The organism is Paenibacillus glycanilyticus NBRC 16618, assembly GCF_004000805.1.
GTDB lineage: Bacteria > Bacillota > Bacilli > Paenibacillales > Paenibacillaceae > Pristimantibacillus > Pristimantibacillus glycanilyticus.
In genome coordinates this window covers 99,553-118,879 of record NZ_BILY01000006.1, presented here as the reverse complement: position 1 = coordinate 118,879, position 19,327 = coordinate 99,553, and the positions used below count along the sequence as shown (strand labels likewise).

Annotated in this window: 28 protein-coding genes and 1 pseudogene; 7 read left to right on the top strand and 22 right to left on the bottom strand. The window is 48.3% G+C overall.

The genetic code is table 11. The features are described 5' to 3' along the window. The first annotated feature begins 39 nt into the window (after window positions 1-39). The 3 genes from PGL01S_RS06330 to PGL01S_RS31220 all read left to right on the top strand — a co-directional run bounded on the left by PGL01S_RS06330 (window position 40) and on the right by PGL01S_RS31220 (window position 1,460). Window positions 40-420: an ArsR/SmtB family transcription factor gene (locus PGL01S_RS06330; RefSeq protein WP_127492598.1), complete on the top strand. Its 381-nt coding sequence runs from the start codon at window positions 40-42 to the stop codon at window positions 418-420. Next, window positions 417-932 carry an SRPBCC family protein gene (locus PGL01S_RS06325; RefSeq protein ID WP_127492596.1) on the top strand — a complete coding sequence of 172 codons (516 nt, stop codon included), beginning with the start codon at window positions 417-419 and terminating at the stop codon, window positions 930-932. The genes PGL01S_RS06330 and PGL01S_RS06325 overlap by 4 nt, the downstream gene beginning before the upstream one ends. A gap of 141 nt (window positions 933-1,073) precedes the next feature. After that, window positions 1,074-1,460 (top strand): hypothetical protein, encoded by a 387-nt coding sequence (locus PGL01S_RS31220; RefSeq protein WP_244935525.1) that lies wholly within the window; start codon window positions 1,074-1,076, stop codon window positions 1,458-1,460. A gap of 4 nt (window positions 1,461-1,464) precedes the next feature. Here the strand turns inward: PGL01S_RS31220 and PGL01S_RS06315 are convergent, their stop codons facing one another. Both PGL01S_RS06315 and PGL01S_RS06310 read right to left on the bottom strand, forming a co-directional pair. Beyond that, a complete protein-coding gene (locus PGL01S_RS06315) occupies window positions 1,465-2,202 on the bottom strand; it encodes a hypothetical protein (RefSeq protein ID WP_127492594.1) in 738 nt (245 codons plus the stop codon). 232 nt (window positions 2,203-2,434) lie between these two features. After that, window positions 2,435-2,854, bottom strand: coding sequence for an organic hydroperoxide resistance protein (locus tag PGL01S_RS06310; RefSeq protein ID WP_127492592.1), 420 nt, complete (start codon window positions 2,852-2,854; stop codon window positions 2,435-2,437). A gap of 143 nt (window positions 2,855-2,997) precedes the next feature. Between PGL01S_RS06310 and PGL01S_RS06305 the strand changes: the two genes are divergently transcribed. Continuing rightward, window positions 2,998-4,212, top strand: a complete 1,215-nt coding sequence (locus PGL01S_RS06305; protein WP_127492590.1) for a low temperature requirement protein A — start codon at window positions 2,998-3,000, stop codon at window positions 4,210-4,212. A 260-nt stretch (window positions 4,213-4,472) separates the two neighbouring features. On the opposite strand, the gene PGL01S_RS06300 is transcribed toward PGL01S_RS06305, so the two are convergent. After that, window positions 4,473-4,787, bottom strand: a complete 315-nt coding sequence (locus tag PGL01S_RS06300) for a hypothetical protein (RefSeq protein WP_127492588.1) — start codon at window positions 4,785-4,787, stop codon at window positions 4,473-4,475. A gap of 105 nt (window positions 4,788-4,892) precedes the next feature. After that, entirely contained in the window at window positions 4,893-5,135 is a 243-nt protein-coding gene (locus tag PGL01S_RS06295; protein WP_127492585.1) for a stalk domain-containing protein, read from the bottom strand. A 197-nt stretch (window positions 5,136-5,332) separates the two neighbouring features. On the opposite strand from PGL01S_RS06295, the gene PGL01S_RS06290 reads away from it, so the two are divergent. Beyond that, complete coding sequence (locus PGL01S_RS06290) at window positions 5,333-6,127, top strand: hypothetical protein (RefSeq protein ID WP_127492583.1); 795 nt, start codon at window positions 5,333-5,335, stop codon at window positions 6,125-6,127. A 59-nt stretch (window positions 6,128-6,186) separates the two neighbouring features. On the opposite strand, the gene PGL01S_RS06285 is transcribed toward PGL01S_RS06290, so the two are convergent. The 8 genes and pseudogenes from PGL01S_RS06285 to PGL01S_RS06250 form a co-directional block, all read right to left on the bottom strand. Further along, window positions 6,187-6,636, bottom strand: coding sequence for a YdeI/OmpD-associated family protein (locus PGL01S_RS06285; RefSeq protein WP_127492581.1), 450 nt, complete (start codon window positions 6,634-6,636; stop codon window positions 6,187-6,189). Window positions 6,637-6,641: 5 nt separating this feature from the next. Continuing rightward, entirely contained in the window at window positions 6,642-7,028 is a 387-nt protein-coding gene (locus PGL01S_RS06280) for a hypothetical protein (protein ID WP_127492579.1), read from the bottom strand. Between the two features lie 143 nt (window positions 7,029-7,171). Continuing rightward, window positions 7,172-7,405, bottom strand: coding sequence for a helix-turn-helix domain-containing protein (locus PGL01S_RS06275; RefSeq protein WP_127492577.1), 234 nt, complete (start codon window positions 7,403-7,405; stop codon window positions 7,172-7,174). A gap of 11 nt (window positions 7,406-7,416) precedes the next feature. Continuing rightward, window positions 7,417-7,893: a DUF2975 domain-containing protein gene (locus PGL01S_RS06270; RefSeq protein ID WP_127492575.1), complete on the bottom strand. Its 477-nt coding sequence runs from the start codon at window positions 7,891-7,893 to the stop codon at window positions 7,417-7,419. A gap of 152 nt (window positions 7,894-8,045) precedes the next feature. Beyond that, a complete protein-coding gene (locus PGL01S_RS06265; RefSeq protein ID WP_127492573.1) occupies window positions 8,046-9,158 on the bottom strand; it encodes a WG repeat-containing protein in 1,113 nt (370 codons plus the stop codon). A gap of 121 nt (window positions 9,159-9,279) precedes the next feature. Next, window positions 9,280-9,475 (bottom strand): annotated as a pseudogene (locus PGL01S_RS06260) (zinc ribbon domain-containing protein); the annotation flags it as partial. 290 nt (window positions 9,476-9,765) lie between these two features. Then, window positions 9,766-11,190, bottom strand: coding sequence for an aldehyde dehydrogenase family protein (locus tag PGL01S_RS06255; RefSeq protein WP_127492571.1), 1,425 nt, complete (start codon window positions 11,188-11,190; stop codon window positions 9,766-9,768). 25 nt (window positions 11,191-11,215) lie between these two features. Next, window positions 11,216-12,025 carry an AraC family transcriptional regulator gene (locus tag PGL01S_RS06250; protein WP_127492569.1) on the bottom strand — a complete coding sequence of 270 codons (810 nt, stop codon included), beginning with the start codon at window positions 12,023-12,025 and terminating at the stop codon, window positions 11,216-11,218. Window positions 12,026-12,148: 123 nt separating this feature from the next. On the opposite strand from PGL01S_RS06250, the gene PGL01S_RS06245 reads away from it, so the two are divergent. Beyond that, window positions 12,149-12,598 (top strand): SRPBCC family protein, encoded by a 450-nt coding sequence (locus tag PGL01S_RS06245; protein WP_127492567.1) that lies wholly within the window; start codon window positions 12,149-12,151, stop codon window positions 12,596-12,598. A gap of 93 nt (window positions 12,599-12,691) precedes the next feature. Here the strand turns inward: PGL01S_RS06245 and PGL01S_RS06240 are convergent, their stop codons facing one another. The 5 genes from PGL01S_RS06240 to PGL01S_RS06220 all read right to left on the bottom strand — a co-directional run bounded on the left by PGL01S_RS06240 (window position 12,692) and on the right by PGL01S_RS06220 (window position 15,146). Continuing rightward, on the bottom strand, window positions 12,692-13,075 hold the full coding sequence (locus PGL01S_RS06240) for a rhodanese-like domain-containing protein (RefSeq protein WP_127492564.1): 384 nt from the start codon (window positions 13,073-13,075) through the stop codon (window positions 12,692-12,694). After that, window positions 13,075-13,386 (bottom strand): rhodanese-like domain-containing protein, encoded by a 312-nt coding sequence (locus tag PGL01S_RS06235; protein ID WP_127492562.1) that lies wholly within the window; start codon window positions 13,384-13,386, stop codon window positions 13,075-13,077. Before PGL01S_RS06235 ends, PGL01S_RS06240 begins: the two co-directional genes overlap by 1 nt. Before the next feature lie 36 nt (window positions 13,387-13,422). Beyond that, window positions 13,423-13,692 carry a metal-sensitive transcriptional regulator gene (locus PGL01S_RS06230; RefSeq protein ID WP_127492559.1) on the bottom strand — a complete coding sequence of 90 codons (270 nt, stop codon included), beginning with the start codon at window positions 13,690-13,692 and terminating at the stop codon, window positions 13,423-13,425. Window positions 13,693-13,763: 71 nt separating this feature from the next. Continuing rightward, window positions 13,764-14,237 (bottom strand): DsrE/DsrF/DrsH-like family protein, encoded by a 474-nt coding sequence (locus tag PGL01S_RS06225; protein ID WP_127492556.1) that lies wholly within the window; start codon window positions 14,235-14,237, stop codon window positions 13,764-13,766. A 120-nt stretch (window positions 14,238-14,357) separates the two neighbouring features. Further along, a complete protein-coding gene (locus PGL01S_RS06220; protein ID WP_127492554.1) occupies window positions 14,358-15,146 on the bottom strand; it encodes a sulfite exporter TauE/SafE family protein in 789 nt (262 codons plus the stop codon). Between the two features lie 106 nt (window positions 15,147-15,252). Between PGL01S_RS06220 and PGL01S_RS30760 the strand changes: the two genes are divergently transcribed. Further along, complete coding sequence (locus PGL01S_RS30760) at window positions 15,253-15,426, top strand: hypothetical protein (RefSeq protein WP_164775389.1); 174 nt, start codon at window positions 15,253-15,255, stop codon at window positions 15,424-15,426. A 38-nt stretch (window positions 15,427-15,464) separates the two neighbouring features. On the opposite strand, the gene PGL01S_RS06215 is transcribed toward PGL01S_RS30760, so the two are convergent. From PGL01S_RS06215 to PGL01S_RS06195, 5 genes are all read right to left on the bottom strand, one after another. Then, window positions 15,465-15,692, bottom strand: coding sequence for a sulfurtransferase TusA family protein (locus tag PGL01S_RS06215; protein ID WP_127492552.1), 228 nt, complete (start codon window positions 15,690-15,692; stop codon window positions 15,465-15,467). A gap of 32 nt (window positions 15,693-15,724) precedes the next feature. Further along, the gene (locus tag PGL01S_RS06210; RefSeq protein WP_127492550.1) at window positions 15,725-16,870 is read right to left on the bottom strand and encodes an MBL fold metallo-hydrolase; all 1,146 of its coding nucleotides are present in this window, start codon (window positions 16,868-16,870) and stop codon (window positions 15,725-15,727) included. 42 nt (window positions 16,871-16,912) lie between these two features. Then, a complete protein-coding gene (locus PGL01S_RS06205) occupies window positions 16,913-17,308 on the bottom strand; it encodes a DsrE/DsrF/DrsH-like family protein (RefSeq protein WP_127492548.1) in 396 nt (131 codons plus the stop codon). Window positions 17,309-17,339: 31 nt separating this feature from the next. Next, window positions 17,340-17,912 (bottom strand): sulfurtransferase TusA family protein, encoded by a 573-nt coding sequence (locus PGL01S_RS06200; protein WP_127492546.1) that lies wholly within the window; start codon window positions 17,910-17,912, stop codon window positions 17,340-17,342. Window positions 17,913-18,176: 264 nt separating this feature from the next. Continuing rightward, window positions 18,177-19,115, bottom strand: coding sequence for an efflux RND transporter periplasmic adaptor subunit (locus tag PGL01S_RS06195; protein WP_127492544.1), 939 nt, complete (start codon window positions 19,113-19,115; stop codon window positions 18,177-18,179). Between the last annotated feature and the right edge of the window lie 212 nt (window positions 19,116-19,327).

Here is a 19,327-nt window from a genome sequence, read left to right as displayed (position 1 = left end):
CAACAACCGGAGAGACTGACGCATAAAGAGGTGAAAGGCATGTCAGGACATAATCCGGGCTTGGATATGACGACGTTAAGCGCATTAGCTGAACCAAATCGGAAGCTTATTGTCGAGCTGCTGCGTGACGGTCCCCTGACAGTAGGAGAAATCGCCGACAAGCTGAGGATCAGGCAGCCTCAAGCTTCGAAGCATCTGAAAGTGCTTAGCGAACACGGCATTGTAGAAGTGAAGGCGGAGGCAAACCGCAGGTTTTACAAGCTCCGGCCAGAGCCCTTCCACTCGCTTGATTCATGGGTGAACTCCTTCCGCCGGATCTGGGAAGAGCGTTACGATAACCTGGAGAACTACCTGCGGGAGCTGCAAAGCAAAGAACAGTTACCAAGTCCCAACAACCATATTGAGGAGGAATTAAAATGACAAATGCAATCGTATCAAGAGTAGAGAATGACAATGTACTGGTGCTTGAGCGCGTATTCACAGCACCGCGCGAGCTGGTGTTCAAGATGTTCAAGGAACCGGAGCATCTGAAGCGCTGGTGGGGACCACGCGGCTGGGAGGTGCCTGTATGTACAATCGATTTCCGTCCGGGCGGCATTTGGCATTATTGCATGAAGTGCATGGATCAAAGCCAAGGCGATTTCTACGGCATGGAATCGTGGGGCAAAGGCGTATACAAAGAAATCGATGAGCCGAACAGCTTCAGCTACACGGATTATTTCTCCGATGCGGAAGGCAATATTAATGAAGAATTGCCTGCTACCGATATCGTTTTGGAATTTGTTGATCTGGGAGATGGCACAACAAAGCTGATCAACCGTGCCGTGTATGCTTCGGGCGACGCCCTGAAGACGGTTATGGACATGGGGATGCTGCAAGGCATTTCGGAAACTTGGGATCGTCTGGAAGAAGCATTGCAAGCAGCGAAATAAGCCGTATAGAGGAAAACGCGTTGAACCTTTGGTTCAACGCGTTTCTTTTCGTCCGTATACCGCCCATACCCTGCCCTCCCCTTCTGCATAGGCTAATATCGGGGGAAAGTGATGAACGCTTGGGCGGGGTGAGCACTATTCATGGGGAACAACAAAAACAACAAAAACAACAACAACAATAGCAACAACGGTCAAAGCGGAAGCAACAAAGGCAGTAGCAAAAGCAAAAGTAATAGCAAAAGTAATAGCAATAGCAAAAGCAATAGCACAACTAACAGTAACGGCAATCAAATTGGTGACTCCTTGGATCTTATCGCCGCCCGGCTAGGGTATATCGGTACCATTATCTCTACAATAGGGGACGGCGTGCAAACAATAGCAGCAGGCATCGCCCTTCGGCAGCTGGAAGAGCAGAACCTCGCCGAAACGCGGGCCGAGGTCGATCAATTCAGACAAACCGAAAACATCCAGCAGCAGGTTGATTTTTATATCAATGAATTAATTCAGATTCGGAAGATGATTAAATGATATCCTAACGATCCATCTTCGATTTAATCTCTTCCATCATGCGTCCGGGCTCATCGGCCCTGAATATAATTGTTGTGACATATTTGCTTCTGCCATAGGAGGCTTTCATTAGCACCGGCTCTTTCAGAGTAAGCTCGACCTGAGGCGAATCAATCTTTAACAACGCGTAGCAGGTATCCTTCGGAATGCCCAATCCCCTATCCGTCGCTTTCTTCACTGTCATAATGTTCGAAAGCTCTGTTGCCGCATCATATTGAAAGCCAAGGCGGATTTTAAGGGATCCTTCCTTTAGTCTGTGAGGCTTGAATCTAACCGAATTATAGAGACCTGTCATATAGAGCAGCGCGTACAAATTTAAGATGGTAAAAATCCATGCCGCGGCTTTATTCCACTGCGCAAGAAGGAAATGAACAAACAACCCCTCTGCGAGGATAAGGATGGAGAATACGATAATAAAGGTTTTGATTTGGGAGGTTTTATGATAGGAAAAGACCCCCTGCCGTTCCTCAGGCTTCCGGAACCAAACCACGACAGAAAAGTACAAGACGTTGATTTCAGCCATGACGATTTCCAGAAGCAAGCCTTTTCCCAGCTTTGATTCAAGCACCGCTCTAATCGACTCAAGACTGTCATGACCCTGAGCGGATTTCCTGTAACGGATGGCCGCTCTAACAATGGAGTACACCACAAAGCCAATCAGGAGTAATTCAATGACAGGCAGGAACCGCAGCCAATCTTGCACAGAGAACACCTCGCAGCATCGTTATCTTTCTCCTATTCCATGCCGTATCGCTAATTCCTTGAAGCCCTTGTTACAGAATGAAGTCTATTCACTAAAAAAACAGGGACAACCTATGTCCCTGCTTCCATAAAGATCTATGATGGTTAATCATTCATGCCGTTTACGAAAATTCCTTTTCGAAAAGGCCCGTCCGATATTATGATCGGATGGGCCCTTCGTCATCAAAGCAAGGTCAAATCACGTTGAGTTGAACATTAATATTGCCGCGGGTTGCTCTCGAATACGGACACACTTGATGCGCCGCTTCGGCAAGCTCCTGAGCCTGGGCGCGTTCCACGCCAGCCAAGGTAATATCAAGCGTAACAGCAAGCTCGAAATTATCCTCCGCATCCTTGCCCAACGTCACATGCGCCGTTACGGATGTGCTGTCCGGCTTGATTTTTCTTTCCCGGCACACCAGATTCAGCGCACTCTCGAAGCATGCGGCATAACCGCCCGCAAACAGCTGCTCCGGATTGGTTGCTCCTCCCGGTCCTCCGAGCTCCTTCGGATGAAGCACGTTGACGGCCAGCAGACCATCATCCGATTCGAGACGGCCGTTACGGCCTCCAACCGCTTTTACGCTAGTTTTGTACAGCTCTTTTGATATCATTCGTATTCCCTCCTATCCATGCGGTAGTATTGCCTATTCAGAACAAATTTACCCAATTTCTTCATCGTTGTATCAAGACTTTTCAAGCCTACCGTGATACAATCTACGAAAACTATGGAAATACAGGACAAAGGAGAGAACGAATGAAGAGGTTGGCAGCAGATTCGATGCTGTTCCGAAGCAGGGGCAGTATTGATTCCGGGAAAGTATCTTTTATCGAATTGTTTTTTGACTTGATTTTTGTCTTCGCCGTTACCCAGTTATCCCATTCCTTTCTGAAAAATTTCACTCTGGAAGGAGCCATTCATCTCGGTATTCTGACGATGGCGATCTGGTGGGTCTGGATTTTTACAGCTTGGGTCTTGAACTGGCTTAATCCAGAAACGAAACGCGTCCGGTTTATGCTTATTGCGCTTATGCTGGTGGGACTTATTATGTCGTCATCGCTGCCGGAAGCTTTTGAGAAAACGGGAATTTATTTTGCATGTGCCTATACCTTGTTCCAGGTGGGAAGAACCGCTTATACCGTCTGGGTTCTCCGGCATGGCTCAACCGAGCTTCGGATTAATTTTATCCGGATATTCAGTTGGCTGGCTTTTTCGGGAATTTTCTGGGTTGCCGGAGGAATTGCGCATGAAGAGAACCGACTTGCTTTGTGGTGCATCGCGTTATTCATTGAATATCTTTCTCCTTCGATGGGCTTCTGGACGCCGAAGCTTGGAAAAACCCCTACCACCGTCTGGGATGTGGAAGGCTCCCATATGGCCGAGCGATGCGGATTGTTTATTATTATCGCGCTTGGCGAATCCATTCTGGTTACGGGGGCAACCTTCGCCGAGCTCGAATGGGATATGCTCACGTTGGGGTCTTTTGCCGCCGCTTTTGTCAGTACGGTTACTATGTGGTGGATCTATTTCAACATGACGTCTAAGACCGGCCATCATTTTATTTCGCATTCCGAGGACCCGGGCAGAGTTGCCCGTTCGGCTTATACGTATACCCATCTGCTTCTGGTTGCGGGCATCATCCTGTCGGCCGTAGCGGACGAATTGGTGCTCGCGCATCCGACGGGACATATCGAGCTTAAGACAGCGCTTGTTATTATGGCGGGTCCCGCTCTCTATTTGCTTGGCAATATGCTGTTCATGCGGATCGCAGCCGGTGTTGTATCGGCATCGTATACGGTTGGAATCATCGTACTCGTTGCTTTGTTCCTGCTCTACAGCTTCATCCCACCGTTGTTCTTATCCGTCCTTGCAACGCTTACGCTTGTTGGCGTCGCTGTATGGGGCTCCATCTTTACCAACCGGCTTTGCCAGGCGCCGCTTCCTGTACAGCATAAGAACGGGACGCGTTAAAACCCTAACGAAACTACATCACGCTAATTGCCCGAATTCGATGCGATTAAAAATGTAACGAATCCTTATATCGCTATTTGCTGCTTTGAAGCTAGTTTTAGCCTGATATCGCTAAATAACGTTACCAGGTTTCGTTAGCCTTTAGAATCAGCGAATTATCGCGAAATAAGAATACTGCGTTTCGTTAGCGAAACAGCCGTCGGCAAACACAAAAAAAGGCCGCCCCATCGTCATTTCAATGACTCATGGGGCGGCCTTTTTTAATGGGGAGGCAATATTTGCTCTTTATAATACCGGAAAGAGCCAGCGGTCCATCGGTCGCCCGACTTTGTCATCACCACTTCTACTGTTGAAGCGTAGTAGTCGCGAGTATCATTCCATTCCGAATTATAGCGGGCTGTATATTGATTTAGCCCGTTCCAGGTTACATACTCGTTCACGAAAAACCCGTCCGTCTCCTTCAGGAACTGCTTTCTTTCCTTCTTCCCTGCGACTGCACCGGCTGCTATTTTCAAAGCGTCGGCATTCTTCAAAGGGGCGGTCTGAACAAGGAAATGCGCCGAAGAAGCCTGCAAATAATTGTTCTCCCATAGGATGGTATCCTGCTCAAAGAAAGTCTCGTTAAATTCCCTGAACTGAACGTAAACCCGATTATTAAACAGCTTTACAAACGGGCCGACCTATGCTACGAATACTGTTCCGTCCTTCTCCACCGTTGCGGTTTGCGTCTTCTGATTCCAGCCAATCTTCGCGCCAATGGCGTCTCCGGCTGCCCTAAGCGGCATAAACACTCTCCCGCTCACCAACTTGCCATCCAATACCGTTAATGGAATTCCCGTATCTTCAGCGTAAGTAGCTATAGGGTTAAGCAACAGACTGATTCCTGCCAATCCGGCTAGAATCTTGATTTTAGTTTTTTTCATAGCGCCTCCTAATGTAGGTTAAATTAAGAGTTTAATCCAATTATTATATCTATTTTCTATTACCCAAACAATGGAGCAAGGGATTCATCATTTTACCTGTTGAAAATAATTTTTAAATTCATTTCAGTTCCATTTAAGGTACCGTGACCATAATGGGTCCTGTAAGACAACCTACAAGCCCTAAGGAGGCAATGGAAATGAACAAATACTTAAAGACAATCGGGATTACAGCTACTTTGGCGGTTATGGTTCCGCTAAGCGCATTTGCAGCATCAAGCACAACTTCGACCACAAGTCCTTCAAATACCGCGCAAGTTCAGACGGATACCACTAAGCAAATAGACGGCAAACATGGCCGCGGCGGTATCGGAGGCAACTTCGTCTCCGACTCCGTACTTACTCTGCTTAAGCTTGATCGTGACACGCTTAATGAGAAGCTTGCTGCAGGCAGCACGCTTGCGGATATCGCCAAAGAGCAGGGCGTTTCCAATGATGATTTGAAAGCAGCGCTGACAACCGCCTTTGAACAACGCCAGTCGGACGAAAAATCCCAGTTCACCGCAAATCTGGACAACCTGATTAACTCCGATCAAATTGCCCAAGGACGAGAAGGACGCAGAGGAGGACGCGGTTTGGGACAGAACCTGGATACCGTTGCTACGGCATTAAATATGACGGAGGATGAACTGAAAACAGAGCTGCAGGCAGGCAAAACAATCGCAGATATCGCTAAAGCGAAAGGAGTTAGCACGGATTCCATAGTTAACGCGCTCGAAACTGCGATTCATGCACAAATCGATCAAGCCGTCACCGACGGCAAGCTGACGGCCGATGAAGCCGCAACGAAGAAAGAAGGTACTGCCGCGCAGGCTCAAAGCATAGTAAACGGCGAGTTCCAGCCTAAAGGCGATGGCGGTCACCGCGGAGGTGCAGCAAAACCGAAGGATCAAGCAAGTACGGACAGCGCGACAACTTCGGATACCAACGCTTAATGAACAAAAAGCCCCGCTATCATTGTAGATGATAACGGGGCTTTCACGTTATTAACTTTTTATTGAATTCGCCCTTCGCTCAACAAGCTAATGGCTTTGTCCATGCGTCGCTGCCTCGTTTCAGCGGTCTTTGCTTCCTCAATGTTAAGAATGAAACGCCGCCTATTGCTGTAAGACAATCCCTCAAAAAACCGCTTCGCTTCTAGCTGCTGTTCGAGTGCCCCGTAGAAATCCTCCGGAACAACAAGCTCTCTGGGCTCGTTATCCAACTCTATGTTCACTTCAACCTCTTCGCCTGCCGCAACCCCGGCTGCTGCTCTCACTTCTGCGCTAACCGGCATCATATATTTTCCGCCCATGGATCCCACCGTTGTACGGTAGGTATACTCACCGAGCGTAACGCAAACAGCCGGACGCTTGCTTGAACCAAGACTCTCTATAACCTCCGCGGGAACTTCAATGCCCGTGGCTGTCTTTTTGCTTAGCTCGATCGTAGCGCGAAACTTCATGCTTTCTATTCCTCCTCGCCCTTCTTAACGACGTCCAAATCCTTGGCCACAATCCAACCATTCATTCCGTAAGAGGAGTAAAGATTAAAATATTTATATCCGCTCTCAGTCAGCTTTTGCTCCAGCTCGTCTAATGTTTCGTAAGCAGTTGGCCAACCGTGATTCTTGCCGTTCTGCAGGATTTCAATGTTCCCTGCAATAAAACTGGAAATGTTAGATACGGTCATGGCAAGAACAATACTGCCTTTCAACTGATGCTCAAAATGATGGCAACTTACTTCTTTTAATACAATATCAACTTCCTTTAAGGATGACTGGTCTCTTGTATGAATCACTATTTGTTCATTCTGCAGATCGACCGTATACGATAAAATGACATTGTCATGAATCAATAGATTCTCCTCCTTAAAACGGAAATTTACTTATCTATTTCTTCCATTCTTATGGCCTGTATTCCTTCTGTTGGTTACCTAGCTTTTGGGGAGAACAACAAAAAAGCCGCCTCAATCCCGGCAGCTCAACTTCTTACTGTATCCTAGTCCTCTTTATCTTCCGTCTCGTCTTCACTCATTCTGTATTCCAGAACATCACCCGGCTGGCAATCCAGCGCCTTGCAAATGGCATTTAAGGTTGAAATCCGAATGGCTTTAGCCTTGCCGTTCTTCAGAATCGACAGGTTCGCCATCGTTATTCCAACACGCTCCGAGAGCTCTGTCACGCTCATCTTCCTTTTGGCCAGCATTACGTCAACGTTAATTATGATCGCCATGTTATTTCACCTCAGATCGTTAAATCATTTTCTGATTTTATATCGATGGCATTTTTGAGAAGCTTCTGAAGAACAGCCGCAAAGACTGCAATTACGAGAGACGCGAAGATAATAACCAAACCGATGACGATCAGGCCAGGAGCGTCGTCCTTCTCCGCAATGAGATAAACGAAAGGTTCAGCTGCCGCATACAAAATGCTAATCGCAATCGCGCAGTACTTAATATTTTTCAACGCCTTCACGGATAATTCGGAGAATGCCTGGTTCTTATCGATATAGCCGAGCAGCTTAAATGCCTGATACAAAGCCATATAAAAAGGTATCGCCGAAAGATACATCGCGATGATAATCGGATATACCCAACTGTCCGGCCAAGCTTCCCTAGCCTCTTTCATTATTGCAGGCAACCCTAAAATACACAATGCAAGAACCGGAAGCCCCATCAGAAACACGGTCACCTTCAAAAAGAGCGTTGTTCCCCGTTCCACTAACATGCACCTCACTTCATTATTGTCGTTCTGAATGTAACACATCATTTATCGTTTTACAATATATTTTACTCGTTTTAGAGAAAATCATCATGCTTGCTTAGCGAGTTTCCGCACAAAAAAGCAGCCATCGGATGATGGCCGCCCATATATCACTTGCTTGGCTTCCAGACATATTTGCCTTGTTTGTTAATATAGCCATTACGGTAACTGGCATTTGCATAATTATCGGAGCCATCGTTAATTTGGACACTAGCTAATCCATTATGAAATGGCTCCGCATAATCAAATTGCGGTTTAACGACAAGCTTGCCCTGACTGTCGATAAATCCCCACTTGCCGCTGTAGCCTGCTTCTACCTCAATAGCTGCCAGACCCTCGGCAAAAGGTTCCGCATCGGTGTATTCAGCGGGAATAACTAGCCTCCCCTCTTTATTGATAAAACCCCATAGCGACTCCCCGTTCACCTCTTGCATCACGGGGGCAAGACCGTCATGGAACGAATTTGCTTCTGCGAACTGCGGCTGAATGACATACTTGCCAGTCGTATCAATAAATCCCCATTTACCATTCTTATCTTCAACCGCTGCGAGGCCCTCTTGAAACTGCAATGCCGTGTTAAAACGATAATTTATTTTTACATTTCCGTTCTTGCCAATAAAGCCATAGGCTTCGTCTTTATTAACGGCCGCCAAGCCTTCTTGAAAGTACGACATGCCATCCGAGAAGTTATATTTGTACTGAGGTTGAACTGTAAATTTCCCCTCAGTGTCAATAAAACCCAAACGCGGTTTTTCTTTGCCGAAACCAATATAGTTGGTGATAACAGCCGCTCTTCCCTCTGTAAAGCCATACGATAAAAAATCGCCAATGGAGAATAACTGTTTACCGGATTTATCAATGTATGAAGTATCAATGACGTCGTTCCCTTTATATGTAACAACAGCTGCCTTCCCCTCAAGATAGTCCATTGCATAATCGTATTTTATCGGCACCACGACTTGGCCTTGAGTATTAATATAGCCGAATTTTGTTTGTCCTCCCTCTCCTTTCCTTACTAGCGCGCGGCCTTCAGAAAAGTCATGCGCATCATCGAACCGCGGCTTAATTTTAACCTTACCGTTTATGTCCATATACCCGAATTTTCCGTTTTGCTCGATTAAAAACAATGGCTCGTTCTTAAAAGGAAAAGCAGCTGCCGTCAAAAAGGAAGTACAGCAGATTAGGCTTACACCTACTACTAATAAAGAAAAACTTTTCCTCACGTATACACGCTCCTGTTCATTAGTTACTCCAATTAATTCGAGAACAGGTATTATTTTCCTGCAATCGAAAAACAGACTGTCCAATTAAGGACAGCCTGTCGATTATTTTTCCGCTAATCCTCTATCCAAAAAACAAATCCAAAATGTTGGAGCCGGCTGAGGATTCCTTATTGTAAAATTCGGAGTATCCGCAGTTTTGCGCAGTACACAACGAGAAACTGGTTATGCTGGATATCAAACATTTTGGAGAAGCCGGTCCCGGTCATGGCTACTTCCTTCGTTCTTGCATTTTTGCTTCCGCATTTGACGCAACCTTTTTCAGTCTATATCCTAACGAAACTACATAACGCTATTTGCTCCAAAATAGCGGCTTTCAATTTCTAAGGAAACGTCATATCGCTATTCCCCATATTTCCCCATCTTTTCGCCTCGAAACAACCAAATAACGATATGACGTTTCGTTAGATTCTTAAATAGGTCTTTTTCCGCTAAATAAGCATACACAGGTTCGTTAGAGCAGTAGCAGTAGCAATAGCAAGAGCCGGACAGACAAAAAAAGACGCCGTCCTCCATCGAGAGGACAGCGCCCGGCAACACCAACCAACCGTTAACTGCGATTAAAGACGACCAGCTTCAGCTCGGTCATATCTTCAATGGCGTACTTAATGCCTTCGCGGCCAAGGCCGCTTTGCTTAATGCCGCCGTACGGCATTTGGTCAACACGGAACGTCGGAATGTCGTTGATCATCACTCCGCCTACCTGCAGCTGCTCGGAAAGATCTAGCGCCGTCTTCAGATCATTCGTATAGAGGCCGGCCTGCAGCCCGAATTCGGAATCGTTCACCTTCTCGACCGCTTCCTCCAGGGTATTTACTTTGTTCACAAGAACAACCGGGGCGAACACTTCCTTGCAGGATACCTGCGCATGGGGAGGAACGTTCAGCAACACGGTCGGCAGCACGATGCCGCCTTCCGCTTTACCGCCGCAAGCGACGGTTGCGCCAAGCTCACGCGCCTCCTCCATCCATTCGAGCGCACGCGTGACATCCCGCTCCGAGATCAATGCCGATACGTCGGTTGCCGGATCAAGCGGATCGCCGACTTGAAGCTTCCGCACCTCTGCCGTAAAACGTTCCACGAATTCTTCGAATACATCTGCCAGCACATAGACTCGCTGCAATGAAATACATACCTGTCCCTGGTAGGAGAATGCGCCAACTGCGGCGCGGGCGGCTACGGCCTCGATAGGAACGCCCTTATCGATAATAAGCGCAGAGTTCGAACCAAGCTCAAGCGTTACCCGCTTGATGCCAGCCATTGCGCGAATGCTTGCACCAACAGCCGCGCTGCCCGTAAAGGTAACCATGTTCACCCTTGGATCCTTCACGATAGCTTCGCCCAGCAGACGGCCATCGCCGGTAATCACGTTAAGCGCTCCATCCGGCAGACCCGCTTGCGCAAGCAGCTCCGCGATAAAATACGCGGACAGCGGCGTTTGCGGCGCGGGCTTCAGCACGATCGTATTCCCCGACGCAATCGCCGGCCCAAGCTTGTGGGCAACCAGATTGAGAGGAAAGTTGAATGGCGTTATGGCGCCAACGACTCCTATAGGCTCGCGAACGGTATACCCAAAGCGGCCTTCGCCGCCCGGCACCGCATCCATAGGAATCGTCTCTCCATGAATGCGCTTCGCTTCTTCGGCAGCGATTTGATAAGTCTGAATCGTGCGGTCAACCTCCGCATATGCAGCCTTAAGCGGCTTGGCCGCCTCCAGCGCGACAAGCCGCGCCGCCTCTTCCCGGCGCTCGGCCAGCAGCCGCGCAAGCTTTTCCAGAATAGCGGCACGCTTGTGGGCCGGCATTTTACGCATAACTGCCTTGCCCTCTACCGCAGCTTCAATAGCCAGATTCGCCTCCGCCAATCCGGCGTCCGCAATCTCGGCAATCGCCTCCTTAGAATAAGGCGCATAAAGCGTCGTATAGGTTGCCGTCTCGATCTCTCGTCCGCCGATAAGCAGCTTTTGTCTCTTCATTGCCATCACTCCTTTGCTCTAAACCTTACAGGATAACATTCGATAAATATTGCTCGGGTGAACGGCCTATCACGGCTTTGAAGTCTTTGCTGAAATGCGCCTGATCGTGATAACCCAACTCAACCGATAACCCGGCCAAATCCTGGGTTTGCCCAAGGTCCATCGCTTCCGCGGCATTTTGCAGCCGGAACAACCGGATCACCGACTTCGGATTTACTCCGACGTACTTGGCGAACAATCGTTGAAGCTTCCGGATGTTTATGTCAAAAAACTCGCAGACCTGCTCTACCTTGGTTATACCCTGGTTGCCGGCCGCATAATCGATAATCTGATTGACTAGCGTAATTTGCTCATCATAAGGCGGAAGCCTCTTTGTCAGAAGCCGCTCGACCACTTGAATCATCCGCTGGTCATGATCCTGCTCGGCGAGTACAAGCTCTTCAAGCTCCGAGCCTTGTATTCCAAGCACGGTCTCCACCTCTATGGGTCTTCCCGTCAACTCGGACAGCTCTCTATTCACAAACGGATAAAGTCCGCCCGGGCGGAACTTCACGCCAAAAACAATTCCGCTTCCGCTCAGCAGGTAAGAGAACTTCTCTTTGCCTGGCCCGTAGAAAAAGGTTTTGCCCTGCTCCACCACCAGATTGGCACATGGATTCGGTACAACATGCTGCCAATAGGAATCATTCTGTTCCAGATTCCACTGAACCATCCAGTAATGCTTGATAAAAGGCGACAATACCTCCGAAGCCGGATAACGTTCTAGCCGGAATTGGTCCCCTGCTCCGTATAATCCGAGAACGCCCATGCTGGGCCGGGTTTGCGGTTGGCTCATCCCTTCACTCCTGTTCCTGTCGCGTTTTTACAATACTTAGAAAAAGGCCTCATCTATAATGAGTTTACCACAAGCATAGAAGAACCTATTGTGGGAATTCTTTTTTAGGAGGATCACTTAAAGATGGAACTCAACTATGTATTCTATATTAACGCCTCGCCTGAGCAGGTGTGGCAGACGCTTGTCAGTCCCGAAGGAACCCGGAGTACCTTTTTCGGAACTGTCCTGAACTCTTCCCTGGAGCCTGGCTCATCCTTCGAATACGTTGGCCCCGGAGCGGACGGCGAGAATACGGTTCATGTATACGGCACAATACTGGAGGCGGACCCGGGCAAAGTGCTCAGCTATCTGGAGCATCCGGGCCCTTCTTACAGGGACAATCATGCCGAGCTTGAATCGCGCGTGACCTTCACTCTGGAGACGGTAGGCTCATGCACCAAGCTGACGCTCGTTAATGATCAATGGACGCCGGACCACCCTTCCTTTGCGAATTCGAAAGAACACTGGTGGATGATGCTCAGCAACGTTAAGACGTACACGGAAACGGGTAAAACGCTCGACTTCGGCTGGTAATAAGCAAGCGTAAACGGCTGTATTCTTCAAAGCCGGCGAGAACAAGCATAGGACAAAAATGGCTGTCGGGGAAACCCGACAGCCATTTCGCTATTATTTTGACAGCTTGCCCTTCCATGCGCTAATACCGCCTTGCAGGTGGGCAAGATCGCTGTATCCGTTTTTGCGCAGCACTGAGGCCGCGTTTTTGCTTCTCATCCCGCTACGGCAGTAGAGCAGCAGCGTTTTATCCCGCGGAATATCGCCAAGTCGGCGGGAGAGCTGGGACAAGGGAATGTTCCGTGCGCCGGGAATAAATCCGCCCTTGAATTCTCCAGGCTCCCGGACATCAATAATCATCGCTCCGTACTTAACGCTTTCTTCCTTAAACGCTTCGGCATTCAGGTTTCTCAAGCCTTTGGCCGGTTTCATGCGGGTATAGGCAAACCATGCGATCAGCACGATAATGACAATATTGATAAGGGTCCCCGTACTCATTAGACCAGCTCGCTTGTCCAGGCGTTTAATCCGCCCGTCATATTCACAACGTTAAAGCCCTTTTCGCTTAATAATTCGCAAGCCAGCCCGCTTCGGTTGCCGCTGCGGCAGATCATAATGATCTCCGCGGAAGAGTCGAGCTCATGCAGCCGTTCGCCAAGCTGGCCAAGAGGAATATGCTTTGCTCCTTCAACATGGCCTGCCGCCCACTCGTTAGGCTCGCGGACATCCACCATATACAATGTCTCACCTTGCTTAAGCTTCTCGGCCACTTCTGCCGGCGAAATCGTTTTAGTTACTTGAAATGCCATAACGATTCTCCTTTTCTCATATTCGATCGGAAAGCATCAGCGGCTCTTTACTAGCAGCTCTACCGCTTCCTGTACAATTTTACTCGTATCCTTATTGCCTGCGGCTTGCTCAGCGAGAATGCACTGCTGCAGGTTCTCCGCGACAATCTGCGCAATCGCCTTATCCGATGCGTTTCGTATCGCAGACAGCTGCGATACAACGTCCTTGCAGGATTTTCCTTCCTCCATCAGACGAAGCACGCCTCTGATTTGCCCTTCAATTCTTCTTAATCTGGTTTTCATCGCATCTGTATAGTTGTAATCCATTTTCAATCTTCCTCTCTATATCATACCGGTATAGGTATAGTATAGAGCAAATTTCTTCTATACTAACACCTTTAAATGAAAAGATTTACTTTCGCATCAACCGCATCTCCGAGATAAGCCGCTACGCCTGCGTATTCCAGTCCGTCAATAAGCTCTTCCTTTTGCAGACCGAGCAGGTCCATCGTCATCGTGCAGGCGACAAGCTTAACGCCTTGCTCTTGAGCCAGCTCAATTAGTTGCGGCAGAGATAAGGCATTATGCTTCTTCATCACATGCTTGATCATTTGCGGTCCAAGGCCGCCAAAATTCATTTTGGACAACCCCAGCTTCCGGGCGCCTCGCGGCATCATCCAGCCAAAGGCTTTTTCCAGAGGACCTTTGCGCGTCTTGACGACCTCGTCTTTCCGAAGCGTGTTTAGACCCCAGAACGTGAAAAAGATCGTAACCTCATGATCATAGGCCGCTGCCCCGTTCGCTATAATAAAAGCCGCAATCGCCTTATCCAAATCGCCGCTAAACAAAACAATCGTCGTTTTTTCTGCCATGTCCTGATTCAGACACCCTTTCGGTTTATTATTCTCTTATTATTCTCTCTGTATACCAATACCCCTATAGGTATTATAAATGCCAAAAAACCTCTTCTGCAATAGCTGCATTCGCTCCAATTACAGGATAGTCAACCACGTCTTCACAGCCGTAAACGCAATAAGCACGACCAAACCGTATCTCAACAATTTCACATTGATTTTGGAGCTCACCTTGGAACCAAGCGGCGCCCCGATCAGACTGCCGATTACGGTAAACACCGTAGGCCACAGAGGGATCCCTCCGCCGGTTAGTTTGCCGGCTACTCCCCCAATCGCCGAAATGAACACAATGGCAAGTGAGGACGCTATAGTGGTTCGCGTCGGTATCTTCAGCACCGTTAGCATGATCGGAATCAGAATAAATGCCCCGCCCGCTCCCACAATGCCGGACACAATCCCTACAAGGAATGAAGCTCCTACCGCGATAAACTTATTAAAGGACAGATCCCCCGCCTTTTCTTCCGTCCCTCTGCGGGGAATAAGCATAAGGATAACGGCAAGCACGGCAAGGACTCCGTAAATCAAATTAATCATGTTTCCGTCGAGCATTCCCGATAAGAAGCCGCCGATCAAGCTTCCTGCGAGAATGCTGCTCCCCATATAAGCAACAAGCCCTTTATGGAGAACCGCTTGCGCGCCGCCGCCCTTCTTGCGAAAGGCGAGTACGCCGGCAAGCGAGGCGAAAAACACCTGAAACATACTTATCGAAGAAACCTCATGGGCCGAAAAGGATGCGGCGCCAAACAGAGGCGGCACATATAATAACAGCGGAAAATTAATGATCGCGCCGCCGATACCAAGCAAACCTGAAAAGAAGGAGCCAATAAGCCCAAGGGCTGCCATGATGATGTAGAGCAGAGTATCCATTGTTCCCCTCCTTCCAAGACAACATTTTATGCACAAAAAACCTGTATACGCAGCGTACAAAAGAAGCTATACTAAAACCGAGTAATTTTATATGAAATGAGGTATAATGATGCTCGGCAAAATAAAAGGCTGGTTTGAAGATAAATGCCCTGTTTGCGAAGATAAGCTTCAAGCTGTGTCGAATACGGCCTGCACAACTAAATCCTGCCCGCAGGGACACTACAAAGAAGAAACCTACTGCACGCTTGGCGTTACCATCGTCTATGACGGCTTGAAATAAGCGAATGCGCAAAGGCGTATTCGCTTATTTCCTCTGATTTAAATTTTTCGAACGTAAAATTTATAAATGCCGTTGTCTTCCTCGTAGCTGAGCAGCTCATGCTTCGTTTGCTTTACCCATGCCTGAAAATCGTTTATCGACCCCTTGTCCGTGGACAAAACCTCCATAACTTGGCCTGACTGCAGGCTATCCAATGCTTTTTTCGCCTTTACGATCGGCATCGGACATGCCATACCCTTTGTATCTACCGTAAGATCTGTTTTCATGTTTATTTCCTCCTAGTATCAATGATTATTTATTATTTATCATGAACGGCGCAGCGGTTAGGGCCAATTTCCATATCGCGCTGCTCGTCCTCGCTTGGATTTATTTTCCCCATATTCGTTTGACGGATTTGCTGATAAGCATTAGGCTGCGGAGGCAGATTCTCCGTTACCGTACGGCGGAATTCCGTTTCTTCCGCAATGTTGAGACCGGGGTTGCTAAGGTACAAATCGGACAGCTTCGCCATGACTCTTCCGCCTTCTCCAAGCTCCGTGATCTTGCCGAAATGGGCAGGCAGAACCAGCAGATTCTCCGACAAGGATTTATAACGATTGTAAAGTGTCTCCCGCAAATCGCTCACCCAATCCTCAGCTTGGCCAGCCAAATCGGGTCTGCCGATCGATTCGATGAACAAGATGTCTCCGGTTAACAGATACTGATCGTCAATGATAAAGGACGTACTGCCAATCGTATGGCCAGGGGAGTAGACCGGCTGAATCCGGATTGTTGTGTTTCCGACCGTAATATCGCGGCCCTCTTCCAGCTTCTCGTAGCCGAAAGTCACTTCTTCCGCATCCTTTGGCGGCAGCCAATACGTAGCGCCCGTTGTCTCGGCCAGCTTCCGGCCTCCGGATATATGATCGGCATGCAGATGCGTATCCAGCGTATGCTTGATTACAGCGCCCTTCTCCTTAGCGAATTGCTCGAAAACGTCCGTCATTCGCAGCGCATCGACCACCGCGGCTTCCCCGTTCGATACAGCCATGTAAGACAAGCAGCCCTTGCCAATCCGCACGAACTGGTACAGCTCGCCGCCGTCCTTCAGATCGCCGATCTTTACCGGCTCCAGGTATTCGCTCCACGATTTCATGCCGCCTTCGAGATAAAATACGTCGCCGCGGCCAGCTTCCGCCAGCTGTTCAGCCACGAATTTCGAAGAGCCCTCCTTCGCGCAGACAACAAGAATCTTTTTGCCTACCGGAATGCGAGGAAGAATATCGTCAACGCCTTCCAGCAATTCAAAATATGGAATATTGATGATTTCAATGCTGTCGCCTTCGATTTTCCAATCGTTGAAATCCGTTTCGTTGCGCACATCGAGAATAAACAAATCCTGCTTATCGAGAACCATGCGGGTAAGCTCTTTCGCTGTCATTTTTTTAATTGTTGTATCCGTCATTATTGAAGCCTCCTTAGGAGAATATAAAATTAGGATTATGGTTTAGAAAGTCAAAGAAACGTTAGCGTCCTTGGCAAAGTCGAGGAAGGTAACGGCTCCTCCGACTTCGATTCCGTCTACAAAATCTTCTTTTTTCAAATTCATGACATCCATCGTCATTTGGCAGGCAATGATTTTTACGCCCATTTCCATCGCCATTGCAAGCAGCTCCGGAATAGCCGGAACATTGGCTTGCTTGAAGCCTTCCGCAAAATGCTCCGCTCCTGCCGGAAGCGGCAGCTGGCGATGCATCTCCTTGTGAATCAGGTTCAAGCCTTCGAAGGTGAAGAAAATAGCCACCTCTGCGTCCGTTGCCGCAGATGCCGTTGCAATGTTAAAAACCTTGTACGCGTCAAACATTCCGCCGTTGCTTGCGATAATCGCTACTTTAGTACTCATATTGGATAACCTCCGTTTATTGGTTGTTTGTTTACAGCTTTTCCGTTGGTCCCGTCCATTCCGACATGCCCGGTATCACATTCTTTACTTGCTTGAAGCCTTTGCTTGCGAGCAGCTGACAGGCCAAATCGCTTCTGGCGCCCGTTCTGCAAACGACATACAGCTCATCCTCCGGCTTCAGTTCACCTAGTCTATCTTCCAGCTCGCCAAGCGGAATAGATACGGCACCGGGTATGCGATTAAACGAATATTCGGCGGACTCCCGCACATCGAGAATCGTTATGTTCTCTGCCGCTTGCAGCCTCTTCAAAAGTTCGTCGTTGGACGCCGTAAGAGGATGCTTTTTCTCTTCCTTCACTTCATTCGGACTCGATTTACGGAGATAATGCTTAAGCAAATCTCCCTCTTCGACAGTTCCCAAATATTGATGGCCCGTGTTTCTCGCCCAGCCTTGAATATCGGCAAGCGAACCTTTGTCCGTTGCCTGAACCTCTATCACTTGACCGGATTCAAGCTGATCCATCGCTTTCTTTGTTTTGACAATCGGCATCGGACATGCCAAGCCTTTGCAATCCAGCACCTGATTTACTTTAATATCAAGCAATGTTGTAGCCTCCTCAAAATGTAGGTTTTATGCCACTATGAAAAATAAATATTGATTTGCTTTGCCCGCCGGGATGTAAATTCGAGTGTAATACGTATACCCCTATAGGTATATTACGTTCGGGATGGTTTCTTGTCAACCGCTCGGAAGTATACTTATTTTCCCAGACTAATTAGCGGATAGATCATGTATCGCCTAGGTACTATATGAAAAAAGGTTATGTATTGAAAAAAGCAGCCTTTCGGCTGCTCTACAACAAAATGGTTATGAAGGCGACCAATACCTTCCGCCCTTAAGATCCGTATCCTCCAGTGCACCGTCTGCTTCCTGCAAGACAAACAAGTTCTCGCCTTCGGCACCCGCCCAAGCGATCCCCAGCAGTACCCCTTCATCCGAGTGGGCTAAGAACAGTACTTCGAACCTTCCAGGGTCGTCGCCGCCGTCTACCCGCCAAGTACCGGATTCGTTATAGGTTGCGGGGAAATCCTTGAACAGCACCTTGTCGTCATTGATGTAAGCGATGCTTGCCAGCATGTCGTCTCCGTCACGCTCGAATACAAACAAGGCTACCTTCTCTTGATCCGATTCGGAGAGTATGCTGCTCGACGTCACTTTTCTACCCTTTAATCCTTCCACGCGGGCTATCGTGTCGGCATCCGCTTGTTCGTATTGCCCGTCTTCGGCGCTGGTTATGTCAACGAGGGAATCTTGGCTGACGACGCCTTCCTTGGCGAGCAGATACGATTTATTCGGCAGAAGTATCCCTTCGCCTTTTATCTTATAGATATCCCCCGCCATATTGTTGAAGTTGTCGATCGACTGTCTATTGGTATCCTGATCATTGGCCTCTTGTCGGCGGACATACTCGATCTCAACTCGGTCCCCGCCGTTTCCGACAGCCGTGACAAACTGCTCGGGATCCTCGACTTCGTCCCCGTTTTCGCTTGGAATCGTAATCAGCTGCTGCCCCGTTTCGTCCGCGAACGCAAATACGTTCTCCAGACGGCTCAGCTCCAATTGTCCGTTAACCGATCCGTCATCCGTTTCTACTGGCGTTTCTATGCTTGGCACCGGCGTTTCAGTAAGTTCACTAACCACTGGTGTTGGTGTTGGCGTGGGTTCGTTTGACTCCGAATTCGTGCATCCGGCAAGCAGCAGCAAGCCTATAGCCCCACCAATCCACATGCCCTTCTTTCTCATCATTTCCCTCCTGTTCATAATGACCCCGTTCTTATGATTACCTTACCACACCTTGGAAAATATAGAAAACGGCCGTCCTATTATTCAAGTTCCGGGCCTAATTTCCTTATTATTTAAGGCTGTTAACAAAAAAATTAGTAGCCTTAATAATTAATCACGTGTGGATAAAACGACCTGTGGATATGTGGATGAAAGCTGTTGAAAGTCTAATTTTC